The 11857-nt window shown below is 70.8% G+C and carries 14 protein-coding genes; 8 read left to right on the plus strand and 6 right to left on the minus strand.

Annotated elements, in window-relative coordinates; all coding sequences use genetic code 11:
• Nucleotides 1-45: 45 nt before the first annotated feature.
• Complete coding sequence (locus ACFO8M_RS10130; protein WP_387974196.1) at nt 46-1014, minus strand: rhomboid family intramembrane serine protease; 969 nt, start codon at nt 1012-1014, stop codon at nt 46-48.
• Between the two features lie 10 nt (nt 1015-1024).
• A complete protein-coding gene (locus tag ACFO8M_RS10135) occupies nt 1025-1537 on the minus strand; it encodes a peptidylprolyl isomerase (RefSeq protein WP_387974199.1) in 513 nt (170 codons plus the stop codon).
• Between the two features lie 116 nt (nt 1538-1653).
• Here ACFO8M_RS10135 and ACFO8M_RS10140 point away from each other — a divergent pair, with 116 nt between their 5' ends.
• Nucleotides 1654-2016 (plus strand): hypothetical protein, encoded by a 363-nt coding sequence (locus tag ACFO8M_RS10140; RefSeq protein WP_387974202.1) that lies wholly within the window; start codon nt 1654-1656, stop codon nt 2014-2016.
• Nucleotides 2017-2448: 432 nt separating this feature from the next.
• Here the strand turns inward: ACFO8M_RS10140 and ACFO8M_RS10145 are convergent, their stop codons facing one another.
• Entirely contained in the window at nt 2449-3570 is a 1122-nt protein-coding gene (locus ACFO8M_RS10145) for an aminotransferase-like domain-containing protein (RefSeq protein WP_387974205.1), read from the minus strand.
• Between the two features lie 345 nt (nt 3571-3915).
• Here ACFO8M_RS10145 and ACFO8M_RS10150 point away from each other — a divergent pair, with 345 nt between their 5' ends.
• A complete protein-coding gene (locus ACFO8M_RS10150) occupies nt 3916-4434 on the plus strand; it encodes a YbhB/YbcL family Raf kinase inhibitor-like protein (RefSeq protein WP_387974208.1) in 519 nt (172 codons plus the stop codon).
• The gene (locus ACFO8M_RS10155) at nt 4427-5584 is read left to right on the plus strand and encodes a thiolase family protein (RefSeq protein ID WP_387974211.1); all 1158 of its coding nucleotides are present in this window, start codon (nt 4427-4429) and stop codon (nt 5582-5584) included. The genes ACFO8M_RS10150 and ACFO8M_RS10155 overlap by 8 nt, the downstream gene beginning before the upstream one ends.
• A gap of 193 nt (nt 5585-5777) precedes the next feature.
• On the opposite strand, the gene ACFO8M_RS10160 is transcribed toward ACFO8M_RS10155, so the two are convergent.
• Entirely contained in the window at nt 5778-6041 is a 264-nt protein-coding gene (locus tag ACFO8M_RS10160; RefSeq protein ID WP_387974214.1) for a cell division protein CrgA, read from the minus strand.
• Between the two features lie 240 nt (nt 6042-6281).
• Between ACFO8M_RS10160 and ACFO8M_RS10165 the strand changes: the two genes are divergently transcribed.
• The 5 genes from ACFO8M_RS10165 to ACFO8M_RS10185 all read left to right on the plus strand — a co-directional run bounded on the left by ACFO8M_RS10165 (nt 6282) and on the right by ACFO8M_RS10185 (nt 9817).
• Complete coding sequence (locus ACFO8M_RS10165; RefSeq protein WP_387974217.1) at nt 6282-7340, plus strand: class E sortase; 1059 nt, start codon at nt 6282-6284, stop codon at nt 7338-7340.
• Nucleotides 7341-7407: 67 nt separating this feature from the next.
• Nucleotides 7408-7632: a hypothetical protein gene (locus ACFO8M_RS10170; RefSeq protein WP_387974219.1), complete on the plus strand. Its 225-nt coding sequence runs from the start codon at nt 7408-7410 to the stop codon at nt 7630-7632.
• 44 nt (nt 7633-7676) lie between these two features.
• Nucleotides 7677-8267 (plus strand): anthranilate synthase component II, encoded by a 591-nt coding sequence (locus ACFO8M_RS10175; protein WP_387974222.1) that lies wholly within the window; start codon nt 7677-7679, stop codon nt 8265-8267.
• A gap of 167 nt (nt 8268-8434) precedes the next feature.
• Complete coding sequence (locus tag ACFO8M_RS10180) at nt 8435-8872, plus strand: DUF7144 family membrane protein (RefSeq protein ID WP_387974225.1); 438 nt, start codon at nt 8435-8437, stop codon at nt 8870-8872.
• A gap of 69 nt (nt 8873-8941) precedes the next feature.
• Complete coding sequence (locus ACFO8M_RS10185) at nt 8942-9817, plus strand: YihY/virulence factor BrkB family protein (RefSeq protein WP_387974228.1); 876 nt, start codon at nt 8942-8944, stop codon at nt 9815-9817.
• Here the strand turns inward: ACFO8M_RS10185 and ACFO8M_RS10190 are convergent.
• The gene (locus ACFO8M_RS10190) at nt 9814-10476 is read right to left on the minus strand and encodes a response regulator (protein ID WP_387974230.1); all 663 of its coding nucleotides are present in this window, start codon (nt 10474-10476) and stop codon (nt 9814-9816) included. The genes ACFO8M_RS10185 and ACFO8M_RS10190 overlap by 4 nt on opposite strands.
• Complete coding sequence (locus tag ACFO8M_RS10195; protein WP_387974233.1) at nt 10473-11660, minus strand: sensor histidine kinase; 1188 nt, start codon at nt 11658-11660, stop codon at nt 10473-10475. Before ACFO8M_RS10195 ends, ACFO8M_RS10190 begins: the two co-directional genes overlap by 4 nt.
• Nucleotides 11661-11857 lie beyond the last annotated feature (197 nt).

Consider the following 11857-nt stretch of genomic DNA (forward strand, 5'->3'; position numbering starts at 1 on the left):
TCGGTATCGACGTGTCGACCCGCCGGGCCGCCTGACGGCGGCCCGTTAAACGATGTCGAACTGGTTGTCGAGCACGCCGGTCTGGAAGAACGTGACCGCCGCCAGCACCACCAGGAACAGGGCGAACCCGACCCAGTGGAGGGAGCGGCGCTCGCGCGGCGTGAACGTCAGGATCGCGCCGCAGATGAGGCCGCCGACCAGGCCGCCCACGTGGCCCGCGAAACTGAAGCCCAAGAAGAGCGTCAAGACCAGGTTGAGCCCCAGCAGGATGTAAAGGCCCTGGTTGTCGCGCTTGAGCTTGCGGTTGATGAGGATCATCAGACCGAACAGGCCGTACACGGCACCGGAGGCGCCCGCGGTCGAGGTGTCGAACGAGAACAGGTAGACCGCGACCGATCCGGCCAGACCGGACAGCATGTAGGCCGCGAGGAACCGCGCGGGCCCGAGATCGCGTTCGAGGATCCGCCCGAGCATCCACAGCACCACCATGTTGAACAGGAGGTGGATGACGCCGAAATGCAGGAACATGGCGGTGATCATGCGGAAGTACCCGCCACCGGCGAGGAACGGCGAGGTCACCGTCGTGCCGAGTATCTCCACCTCGGCGACGGTGTCGGTCACGGACCCCATGTTCGCCGGGAGCGGGGCCCCGAGCTGGTAGCCGGGAAGATAGCCGATCTCGGCGCCGAGCCAATGGAGCGGCGTCGACCCGGAGCCGGTCGCCGCGGCGAGACTGCCCGCCGTGATGACCGCGAGCAGGAACACCGCGACGTTGATGCCGATGAGCACCTTGGTGACGGTGCCCGCCGCGCCCGCGCGGGCGCCGCCGCCGAACGAGGAGCGCGTCTTGCGCATCGTCCGGCGGCCGGCGGCCACGCAGTCAGGGCATTGGAACCCGACGGGAGCGTCGATGCGGCAGTCGGCGCAGATCGGCTTGTCGCAGCGAACGCATCGCAGGTAGGTCTGGCGGTTCCGGTGGCGATAGCAGGTGGGGGCCGACTGCTCTTCGCTCATTGAGGCGTCGTTACTTCTCGATGACGACGGACTCGATGACGACGTCCTCGACCGGGCGGTCCATCGGCCCGGTCGGCACCTTGCCGAGGCGGGCGACGACGGCCTTGGAGTCCTCGTCCACGACCTTGCCGAAGATGGTGTGGCGGAAGTTCAGGTGCGGTGTCGGGCCCAGCGTGATGAAGAACTGGGAGCCGTTGGTGCCGGGCCCGGCGTTCGCCATGGCGAGCAGGTAGGGCTCGCCGAAGTGAAGGTCGGGGTGGAACTCGTCGGCGAACTTGTAGCCGGGTCCGCCGCGGCCGGTGCCGGTCGGGTCGCCGCCCTGGATCATGAAGCCGTCGATGATCCGGTGGAAGATGACACCGTCGTAGTACGGGCCCGAGCCGGGTTTGCCGGTCTCAGGGTCGGTGTACTCCTTGGTGCCCTCGGCCAGACCCACGAAGTTCGCCACGGTCTTGGGCGCGTGGTTGTCGAGCAGTTCGATCTTGATGTCGCCTGCATTGGTCTTCAGCGTCGCCTTCGTCATGGCGTCCATGGTGCCAGACGGCCGAGGTTCGTCCAACTTTCTCCCCCGTTTCCCTCGACGGGTGTCACAGGCCGGGGCACGATGAGACCTAAAGGCACCTAGAGGAGGCATTCACTATGGGCTTCAGCCGACATGCCACGACTCCCACCAAGGAGGCCGTGGACCATTTCACGCAGGGTGTGACCTCGCTGAAGAACGCGAGCTTCGCTGCGGCCAAGGGTACGAAGGAGGCGGCCGTGCCGAAGGTCAACGTCGTCCTGACCAAAGTCGGGCTCCGGAAGCCCCCGGCCCCCAAGTGGCCGTGGGTCGTCGGGGCGATCGGGGCCGGGCTCGCGCTCGGGGGCGCCGCCGCGTACTTCTGGTACCGGCAGCGGACGGAGTCGATCGGGGAGGCGCTCCTCGCGGACGAACTCCTCGACGACAGCGAGCTCAACGACCGGGCGATCACCGAGGAACTGGTCGACAGCGTCTCCCGCTGATGCCGGGAGGCATCGCGGCGGAGCCGGACGGTTCGTCCTGAGGTGAAGCCGCAGCAGCGGGGCCGCGTGAAATGAATATCGGGGGGACTGGTCGGCAACGTGGCCGGCCAGGGTCCGAGTACGGCCGCCGGGCGGGACCGGCGGCGTACTGATCGGGGATTCGCGGCGACGCGGGTCCCCGAAAGCATGCCCGCACCGCGGGGAAGGGCAACGCCGGACCGGTGCCTCGCCTCGGGGGGAGTGGGCGAGTTCACCGATCCGGCGTCAATGGGGGCGGGATAACGGCCGCTCCGCGGCGAACCGCGGTCACGCACCGATCTTTGCGCCCCGCATCCGTTCTGGGAAGGGCGTCGCGGTGGCGGTTATACGCCATGTCGCATAACCGCCATCCATTGTCGGCGTAACGTTCTCAGTCGATCACGGGTCGTGACGTCAGAGGCTCTTGGAGGCCTCGACGGCCCTCGCGAGGCGCCGCACGCCTTCGTCGATCCGGTCGGCTTTGACGGCCGAGTAGGCCAGCCGCAGGCAGGATTCGCCGCCTTCGAGCACGAAGTCGGTGCCCTTGACGACCTGGACGCCCTCGTCGGCGGCCGCGGCCGCGACCTTCGCGCAGTCGACGCCCTCGCCCAGGTCGACCCACAGGAAGTAGCCGCCGTCGGGAACGATGAACTCGGCGTTCGGCAGGTGCGCGCGCAAGGAGGCGGAGAGCTGGTCCACCCGCTCTTCCAGGGCGGCCTTGACCGTCGCGATCGACCGGTCCAGCGCCCCGGAGGCCGCGAACTGGTAGATCGTCGCCTGCGCGAACATGTTCGGCGCGATGTAGGTGTTGGTGGCGGCGGCGGCGATCTTCGCGATGATGTCGGCCGGGCCGACCAGGTAGCCGGTGCGCAGGCCCGGGCAGACGGTCTTGGAGAACGAGCACGCGTACACGACGCGGCCGGTCTCGTCCTGCTCGAGCATGGTCGGGAACTGCTCGCCGCGGAAGCGGATGTCGTAGTACGGGTCGTCCTCGAAGATCGTGAACTCGTACTCGTTCGCGAGCTGGAGCAGCCGGGTGCGCTTCTCGCCCGAGAGCGTCACGCCCGCCGGGTTCTGGAAGTTCGGGATGATGTGCGCCAGGGTCGGCCGCACGCCGCCCTTGAGGAGGGCCTCGAGTTCGTCCACGTCGATGCCGTCGGCCTGGAGGCGCACCGGGTGGAGCTCGCCGCGACGGTTGCGCAGGCCCAGGAGGGTCCGGTCGTACGTGGGGCGCTCGACGATCACCGGCGAGTCGGGCTTGACGAGCTCGTCGAACAGGAACGCGTCGGCCTGCATGGAACCGTTCGTGACCAGCACGTTCTCGGCCTTGACGCCGTGCTTGGCCGCGATCCACTCGCGCAGCGGACCGTAGCCCACCGAGGTGCCGTAGCCGGTGACCCCGGCCGGATCGGCGTCGAGTGCGGCGACGGCGGCGGCCTTGAGCCCTTCGGTGTCGACGATGTCGAGCGACGGGGCGCCCCTGGAGAAAGAGATGACGTCGGTGTTCGGCATGACACCAGCGTAAGCGGCCCGCACGGTGGACGTCGAGCGGCATATGCGCCGCCGGCGGCGCACCTCACCCGGCAGCACCGCGGGTCAGGTTCGGGCACATGGCCTCACGCCGCGGCACCGGGGAACGCGCCCTTGTCCACGATGCGGACGGCGGCGCCGCGCGGCTGGGCGGACCCCGCTTCGCCTCGGTCGGCGGTGCGGCCCGCTCGTGGTCTGGCCGCTGCCGCGATACGGTGCAGATGTGGGGTTCTTCGCCCCCGCAAGGCACTTGACGTAGGACATGCGGCCCCGCAAGCGAGAGCCGCTTCGCCGCCCCGCGCGGGCGGGGAGGGCGGCGCCGCGGGCCGGGCCGGGAAGTTGAGGAGAACGATGACGTCGCTCGACCGCACACGGGCCCCTTGGCCCTACGATTTCCTGCCCCCGCTCCCGTCGTTCACGGTGGTCTCTGACGACGTGGCCGACAAGGTCAGGCTCGATCCCGCTCAGGTCGCCGGGCAGGACGTCTCCCCGCACCTGGCCTGGTCGGGCTTTCCGGCCGAGACCGCCGCGTTCGCCGTCACCTGCTTCGACCCGGACGCGCCCACCGGCTCCGGCTGGTGGCACTGGATGCTCCTGGGCCTCGACGCATCGGTCACCGAGCTGCCGACCGGCGCGGCCGCCGCGCCGCCCGCGGGTGCGGTGCAGCTGCGCAACGACTCGGGAACCGTGGGCTACGCCGGTGCCGCCCCGCCGCCCGGCGACCCCGAGCACCGCTACCTGTTCGCCGTCCACGCCCTGAAGGCCCCGGTCAAGGTCGACCCGGACGCGTCGGTGGCGGCGGGGGCCATCCACCTCACGTTCAACGCGATCGCGCGGGCCGTCATCGCGCCGGTGTACCGCAATGACTGAAGCCGTGATCCTCGCCGCCGCCCGCACGCCGCTGGGACGGCGCGGCGGCGTGCTCGCCAGCGTCCACGCCGTGGACCTCGCCGCCTACGCGATGAACGCGGCGCTCGAACGCTCCGGTCTCGGACCGGACGCGGTCGACGACGTCATGCTCGGCTGCGTCTCGCAGGTGGGCGAGCAGTCCTGGAACGTCGCCCGCAACGCCGTCCTGGCCGCGGGCTGGCCCGACCTCATCCCCGGCACCACTGTGGATCGCCAGTGCGGTTCGAGCCAGCAGGCGGTGTCCTTCGCGGCGGCCGCGGTCCTGGCCGGGCACGCCGACGTGGTCGTCGCCGGCGGGGTCGAGTCGATGAGCCGCGTCCCGATGGGGTCGAGCGTCGGTTCCGGTGTGGGCGAGCCGTACGGCCCGGTGGTGCGCGAGCGGTACGCCGCGAACGTGGACGCGACGGCGCCGGTGCTGTTCAACCAGGGCTTGGCCGCGGAGTTGGTGGCGGAGCGCTACGGGATCAGCCGTGAGGCGATGGACGCGTTCGCGCTCGCCAGCCACGAGAAGGCCGCGGCGGCCAGTGACAAGGGCGCGTTCGCGGACGAGATCGCGCCTGTCGCGGGCGTGGCGGCCGACGAGGGCATCCGGCGGGACACGAGCATGGCGAAGCTCGGCGGGCTCAAGCCGGCGTTCACTGTGGATGGTTCGGTGACGGCGGGGACGTCGTCGCAGATCTCGGACGGGGCGGCGGCGCTGGTCATCACGACCGATGAGCACGCGCGGCGGCTCGGGGTGCGGCCGCTGGCGCGTATCGCGGCGGCGTGCGCGGTCGGTTCCGACCCGGTGCTCATGCTGGACGGGCCGATCCCGGCGACCGCGAAGATCCTGCGGCGTGCGGGCTTGGATCTGGACGAGATCGACGTGTTCGAGGTGAACGAGGCGTTCGCGGCGATCCCGTTGGCGTGGCTGGCCGAGACCGGCGCGGACGAGGAGCGGCTCAACCCGCGCGGCGGGGCGATCGCGCTCGGCCATCCGCTGGGGGCTTCGGGGGCGCGGCTTGCCGCGACGATGCTGCACTACATGCGGGACACCGGGTCCCGGCGCGGGCTCCAGGTGATGTGCGAGGGCGGCGGGATGGCGAACGCGACGGTGCTCGAGCTCCTGTGAGGGCACGCTGCCCGAACGCCGATAGGCATTAAAAAGGGGCGGATCAGGAAATATCCTGATTTACCCGCCCTTGGGGATCCGGCCTCGGCGATGCTTGCGAGCCGTGAATCTGCACGGCTCAAAAGCACGCCGGGGTCCGACATCGCTCAATTCGAACAGGAGACGAGGGGTACTCGCCTTCAAGGGGTCCGGGTCAACGCCACTTCGACAGGACGAGCAGGGCGGCGACCATGCAGGAGAAGCCGACGGCCAGGTTCCAGTACTCCCACGACGCGACCGGGTAGGCCATGCCGGAGAGGTAGAACAGGGTCAGCCATCCGATGCCGATCACGATGAGGGCGACAGCGGTGATCGGCACCCACATCGGGCTCGGCTCGTAGCTCTCGCCCGAGGTCGAACTCTTGCTCACGCCAGAGCTCGAGTAGACCTTCTTCTTACGCACACGTGACTTCGGCATCGACGACTCTCCAACTGAGGGACATGTCCGACGTCCAGGGTACCGCCCGCCGGTGACGCGCCGTCCGCGCGGCATCGCGTAGCTCACACCCCGGGAGTGAGCTGCCGAAGCGTCTGGAAGGCTCAGCGACACGCGCGGACAGAGACCGAGCCGGCTCCCGTAGGCGCCGTGCCTGCGCAGACCTGCCCGTTCGGTTGATAGTTGGGTTCGCGGCACAACCCTAGGATCGCCTCGCGCGTTATGGTTACGAGATCCCCCTACGAAAAGTACACCGGCACTATGGAGGCGAAGTTCCAGGTGAGCGATCAGGACTGGTCCCCCTTCGCGAACGAGTCTCCGTCTCGCCCTCGTCCCTCCCCGGGACCGGCCGCGGGCGCCGCCAAGATCCCCGGCCGTGCCGGCGTCCCCTCCCCGCACCCCCGCCCCTCCTCGACTCCCGACCCCGACAGGACCACCGCGCTCCGCCCGCCCGGCCTCGCGAAGGCACAGCGCGCCTCGCTCGTGCCCGAGCCCGACGGGACCGCGATCCTCCCGGTCATCCCCGCTGACGAGACGCCGGCGCCGCCCGGCGCCGACAGCGCGGCCCGCAAGAAGCGCTCCGTCAAACGCCACCGCGACGACGGCGGGCTGCGCGGCACCGTGCGCGGCCTCGGCGAAGTGCTCATCACCCTCGGCGCGATCGTCCTGCTGTACGCCGGGTACGAGGTCTTCGGCGTCTCCGAGGCGATCAACAACGAGCAGGAGACGCTCTCCACCGACCTCGACACGATCTGGGGCGGCGAGGTCGAAGGCGAGAGCGTCGACGGCGCGCCCGTGCCCGAGCTCGGCGACGCGTTCGCGCGCATGTGGGCGCCCGACATCCGGGCCGAGTCCTGGACGCTCGTCGAGGGCACCGAACCGGCCGACATCGAGTACGCGCCCGGCCGCTTCCTCGAAGGCGCCTACCCGGGCGAGCAGGGCAACTTCACGCTCGCGGGCCACAACGTGCCCGCGATCTTCTCGGAGATCCGCTCCCTCGAACCCGGGGACAAGGTGGTCATCGAGACGAAGGAGAACTTCTACATCTACGAGGTGCAGGAGCACGAGGTCGTCAACGAGACCCAGATCGACATCACCGCTCCGGTGCCGGGCGAGCCCGGCGTGGAGCCGGGCGACGGGGACTACTGGCTGACCCTGTTCACCTGCCACCCGCGGTGGGACAACTACGAGCGATACGTGGTCTACAGCCAACTGGTGGAGACGATCGAGCGCGACCCCGAGGGCGACCTGCCCCCTGCAGCAGTCGACACGGAGGCCTGACGTGTACTCGTGGATCTGGAGGAAGATCCCCGGGGGTCTTCCGGGTAAACTGATCGGCTCGGTCGCCTTGACCGTCGGCATGCTGGCGCTGCTGTGGTTCGTGGTGTTCCCCGCGGTGCACCCGCACATGCCGTGGAGCAACGTCGACCCGGCCGGTGGCGTGAACGTCGAGAACGGCGACGAGAGCGGCGCACCGGCCGACGGCGAGACGTGCGTGCCCGGCGTGGACTGCCCCGGCACGGGCTTCGACTCTGACGACTGGCAGACCGCGGAGTCCCCTGACGGGGAGTAGGCACGGTTCGATCGCACTGGTGGGGGCGCTGATGGAAGACACCGATGGGTAGCGTGCTGGTCGTCGACTTCCGCGACTCGTTCGTCCACACCATCGTCTCCTACCTGCGGGCGCTGGGTGCCAAGGTGGAGGTGCGCCGATCCGACCGGACCGATGTGGACGAGGCCGTGCGGCTGCACCCTGCGGGCGTGCTGCTGTCGCCCGGTCCGGGCCGGCCCGACGAGGCCCGGCTGGGCCATGAGCTGCTCGACCACTTCGCGGGGGAGGTGCCGGTGCTCGGGGTGTGCCTCGGGCACCAGGTGATCGCCGAGCACTGGGGGGCGGTGGTGACGCGCGCGGCCGAGCTGCGGCACGGCGAGACCTCGCCGATCCGGCACGACGGCGAAGGCGTGTTCGCCGGGCTCGCCAACCCGTTCACCGCCACGCGGTACCACTCGCTCGCCGTCGAGCCCGGGAGCGTGCGCGAGCCCCTGGTGGTGACGGCCCACAGCGATGACGGGACGATCATGGGGCTGCGGCACCGCGTCGTCGACGTCGAAGGCGTGCAGTTCCATCCCGAGTCGATCCTCACCGAGGACGGCAGCGCGCTGCTCGCCAACTGGCTTCGTCGCCTCGAAGGTCCGGCCAAAGGTTGAGGCCGAACGGGCCAAGCGGCGCTGGTACGGCCTGGTCGAGGACCTGCCGCAGGCGCTCGGCGCGAGGCGGCCGCGCGCGGGAGCCGCGATCGGGACGGCCCGTCGCCTAAGCTGTGTGCGCAAGCGGCGCCGACGGCGCCGTCAGGCAGCACCCCGGGGGACCGCGCATGACTCGAGAGGACTGGGATCCTCGCCGCAGGGAGGGCGGTTCCGCCTTCGCGGGGGTCCTGCTCCTGCTCGTGGGCGCCTGGCAGGTCTTCATCGGCTTCGCGATAGCCGGCGGCGGTGCGTTCATCTTCACCGGCGGCGGCTACTGGTACCGCGGCGACAACACCGGCTGGGGCTGGGTGAACATCGCGGTCGGCTTGGCGGCCATCGTGATCGGGCTCGGGCAGCTGGGCCTGGGGCGGCGGTTGACCAGATGGGGCGCGCATCCGACGCCGGCGCTGCTGGTCGCGGCCGTCTCGGCGATCAACCAGTGCTTCCTCGCCTCGCAATATCCACTGTGGTCCTCGCTGGTGATCGCGGTGGACGTGTTCGTCATCTGGGAGCTCGCCACCCGCGCCCGCGCGCGCGACGACGAGTCCGACCGCCTCAGGCCTTAGCGCGCCCGGCCGCGTGCCGAGTTCGCCCGAACCCGCCCCGGCCCGCACGCCGCCTGGCACGGTGAAGGCATGGGCGCCCGATCATTGGTCAAGGCCGCCAAACGGTACGGCGCGGCGAGCCGCGGCGACACCGCGGCGGCGCTCACCTACTACTCGGTACTGTCGCTGTTCCCCGCGATCCTCGTCGGCACCTCGATCATCGGCCTGCTCAACCCTGACGCGACCGAGGCGCTCCTGGACGGCGTCGCCTCACTCGCGCCCCCCGACACCTTCGCGATCATCGAGGACGCCGTCGCGCGCCTCCAGATGAACCCGGCCGCCGCTGGCCTGCTGGCCCTGGTCGGCCTGGTCGCGGCGCTGTGGGCCGCGTCGAACTACGTGGCGGCGTTCTCGCGGGCCCTCAACGCGGTCAACGGCACCGACGAGACGCGCAAATGGTGGACCGTCCTCATCGTGCGGGTCGTACTCACCGTGGTGGTGGGCCTTCTGACGGCGGTGTGCGCGATCGTCGCGGCCACCGGCGGGGCGGTGGCACGCGCGATCGGCGACGCGCTCGGTTCGAGCGACACGGCGGTCACGGTGTGGGGCTGGGTGAAATGGCCCGTGGTGATCGTGCTGGTGGTGGTGATCGTGGCACTGCTGTACTGGCTGGCCCCGGCGAAGCGCTCGCGTCTGCGCCAGCGCGCGCCGGGCGCGGCGCTGGCGGTGGTGCTGTGGCTCGCGGCTTCGGCGGCGTTCGGGCTGTACGTGGCGAACTTCGGCAGCTACGACAAGACGTACGGCGCTTTGGGCGGCGCGATCGTGTTCCTGGTATGGCTGTGGATCACGAACGCGGCCTTGCTGTTCGGTTCGGAGTACAACGCGACCGCGGAGCCGGAGGCGGACACGGCCGGTACGGCTGAGGGCGAGGCGGGCGAGCCGAGCGCCGGGCAGGCGGGGTCCTAGCCGGTGCTCTTGGGTTGGACCAGGCCTGATTCGTAGGCGAAGACCACCAGGCCCGCGCGGTCGCGGACGGCGAGTTTCATCATCGCCCGGTGCACGTGGGTCTTCGCGGTCGCGGGGCTGATGAACAGGCGTTCGGCGATCTCGCCGTTGGTCAGGCCGCGGGCGACCAGTGCCACGATCTCGGTCTCGCGCGAGGTGAGGCCCTCGACCTTCCCCGACAGGCGCGACGGCGGGTGCGCCACGTATTCGGCCACGAGTTTCGCGGCGATCTGGGGCGACAGCAGGGTCTCTCCGGCCGCGGCGGCGCGCACGCATCGCAGCAGCTCTTCGGGTTCGGTGTCCTTCACGAGGTAGCCGGCGGCTCCGGCGCGCAGGGCGTCGAAGACGTAGGCGTCGAAGGAGTAGTTGGTGAGCATGACGACCCGGAGGGCGTCGAGGTGCGGGTCGGCGGCGATGGCGCGGACGGCGCTGATGCCGTCGCCGCCGGGCATCTCGACGTCGAGCAGGGCGACGTCGGGCCGGTACTCGCCGGCGAGGCGCACGGCGGTGGGGCCGTCGGCGGCCTCGGCGACGACGGTCATGTCGTCCTCGGCGTCGATGAGGGCGCGGAAGCCGCCGCGCATGAGCGGTTGGTCGTCGGCGAGCAGCACTCGGATCATCGCGTCCTCCCCAGTTCCGTGGCGGCGGTCGGGGCCGGGATCGGCGGTTCAGGTTCGGGCACTGCGCGGTCGGCGATGACATTGGCGGGCATCGGGAGCCGGGCGGTGACGGTGAAACCGTACTCGCCGGGTCCGACATCGAGGGCGCCGCCGAGGGCGTCCACGCGTTCGCGCATGCCGGTGATCCCGCGTCCGGGCACGACGGTGCCGGGGCGGCCGTTGTCGGCGACCTCGACGAGGAGGGCGTCCTCGCCGCGGCGCACGCGCACCCGCACCCGGTCGCCGCTGGAGTGGCGCACCGCGTTCGTCAGCGCCTCCTGCACGATCCGGTAGGCGGCGTGGTCGACCTCCTGGTCGAGCACCGCGGTCTCGTCCACTTCGCATTCGAGCTCGATGGTGAAGCCGAGGCCCCGGTAGCGGTCGGCGAGGGGTTTGACGCGGGAGAGCCGGTGCCCTTCGTCGTCGCGCAGCATCGTCAGGGTCTCGCGCAGTTCCCGGGTGGCGTCCTTCGCGGCCTCCTCGACGGCGACGAGCGCCGGCGGCGGGTCCTCGCCGCGCTTGCGCGCGAGGTGGAGCGCCACTCCGGCCTGGACGCGGATGACCGAGATCGAGTGGGTGAGCGAGTCGTGCAGTTCGCGGGCGATCCGGACGCGTTCGTCGGCGGCCTTGCGCTTGACCGCCTCCTCGCGGGTGTGCTCGGCCTCGGCCATGTAGGCGTCCCTCTGGCGCCGCGACTCACCGGAGATGAGGGCGACGTGGAGCCAGCCGATGACGAGCATGGACTGCTCCATGACCGCGCCCGTGAAGTGGAATCCGGCCGCGCTCCAGTTGCCGAGCATCGTGACGGCGGAGACGACCAGGACGAGGCTGACGGTGAGCCTGCGGTGCCCCCGGTACATCGCGACGGCGATCGCCACCAGCGCCGGGACCGCGGCGAGGGGGCCGACTCCGAGGTGGCCGGAAGCGACCAGGGCGCCGACGGTGACGAGCAGGACCGCGCGCGGGTAGCGCCGCCACAGCGGGAATGCCAACGGCCCCAGTGCGAGGAGCGGCCAGCCGTACCAGGCCAGGCCGTCGGTGCTGGCCTTGGCCACGCCCGAGAGGAGGGTGTCGCTCAGCATGAGGAAGGCGACGACCAGGTCGAGCCGCGGCCCCTTGAGGCGGCTTTCGGAGGGAGTCGGCATGGGGCCAATCCTATGGCGGCGTCCCGGGTGCGGCGTCGGCCCGCGGTGCAGCGCCGGTGTACGGCGCAGGGTGTACACGGCGGCCCCGAATGCGCTGCTCGTTGCGGGGCGGAATGCCAGCGCAGGGACGACGCGCCGCGCGGCCCGCGCGGGGAGGCTGGAGGGCATGCGGCGCCGGGCCGCGAGATCCGCTCGGC

This window comes from Glycomyces rhizosphaerae (genome assembly GCF_042647865.1).
In the GTDB taxonomy this organism is placed as follows: Bacteria; Actinomycetota; Actinomycetes; order Mycobacteriales; family Micromonosporaceae; genus Glycomyces; species Glycomyces rhizosphaerae.

Coding starts and splice junctions, on each gene's coding strand:
- ACFO8M_RS10130 (WP_387974196.1), bottom strand. CDS start 1,014: ATGAGCGAAGAGCAGTCGGCCCCCACCTGCTATCGCCACCGGAACCGC.
- ACFO8M_RS10135 (WP_387974199.1), bottom strand. CDS start 1,537: ATGACGAAGGCGACGCTGAAGACCAATGCAGGCGACATCAAGATCGAA.
- ACFO8M_RS10140 (WP_387974202.1), top strand. CDS start 1,654: ATGGGCTTCAGCCGACATGCCACGACTCCCACCAAGGAGGCCGTGGAC.
- ACFO8M_RS10150 (WP_387974208.1), top strand. CDS start 3,916: ATGACGTCGCTCGACCGCACACGGGCCCCTTGGCCCTACGATTTCCTG.
- ACFO8M_RS10155 (WP_387974211.1), top strand. CDS start 4,427: ATGACTGAAGCCGTGATCCTCGCCGCCGCCCGCACGCCGCTGGGACGG.
- ACFO8M_RS10160 (WP_387974214.1), bottom strand. CDS start 6,041: ATGCCGAAGTCACGTGTGCGTAAGAAGAAGGTCTACTCGAGCTCTGGC.
- ACFO8M_RS10165 (WP_387974217.1), top strand. CDS start 6,282: ATGGTTACGAGATCCCCCTACGAAAAGTACACCGGCACTATGGAGGCG.
- ACFO8M_RS10175 (WP_387974222.1), top strand. CDS start 7,677: ATGGGTAGCGTGCTGGTCGTCGACTTCCGCGACTCGTTCGTCCACACC.
- ACFO8M_RS10180 (WP_387974225.1), top strand. CDS start 8,435: ATGACTCGAGAGGACTGGGATCCTCGCCGCAGGGAGGGCGGTTCCGCC.
- ACFO8M_RS10185 (WP_387974228.1), top strand. CDS start 8,942: ATGGGCGCCCGATCATTGGTCAAGGCCGCCAAACGGTACGGCGCGGCG.
- ACFO8M_RS10190 (WP_387974230.1), bottom strand. CDS start 10,476: ATGATCCGAGTGCTGCTCGCCGACGACCAACCGCTCATGCGCGGCGGC.
- ACFO8M_RS10195 (WP_387974233.1), bottom strand. CDS start 11,660: ATGCCGACTCCCTCCGAAAGCCGCCTCAAGGGGCCGCGGCTCGACCTG.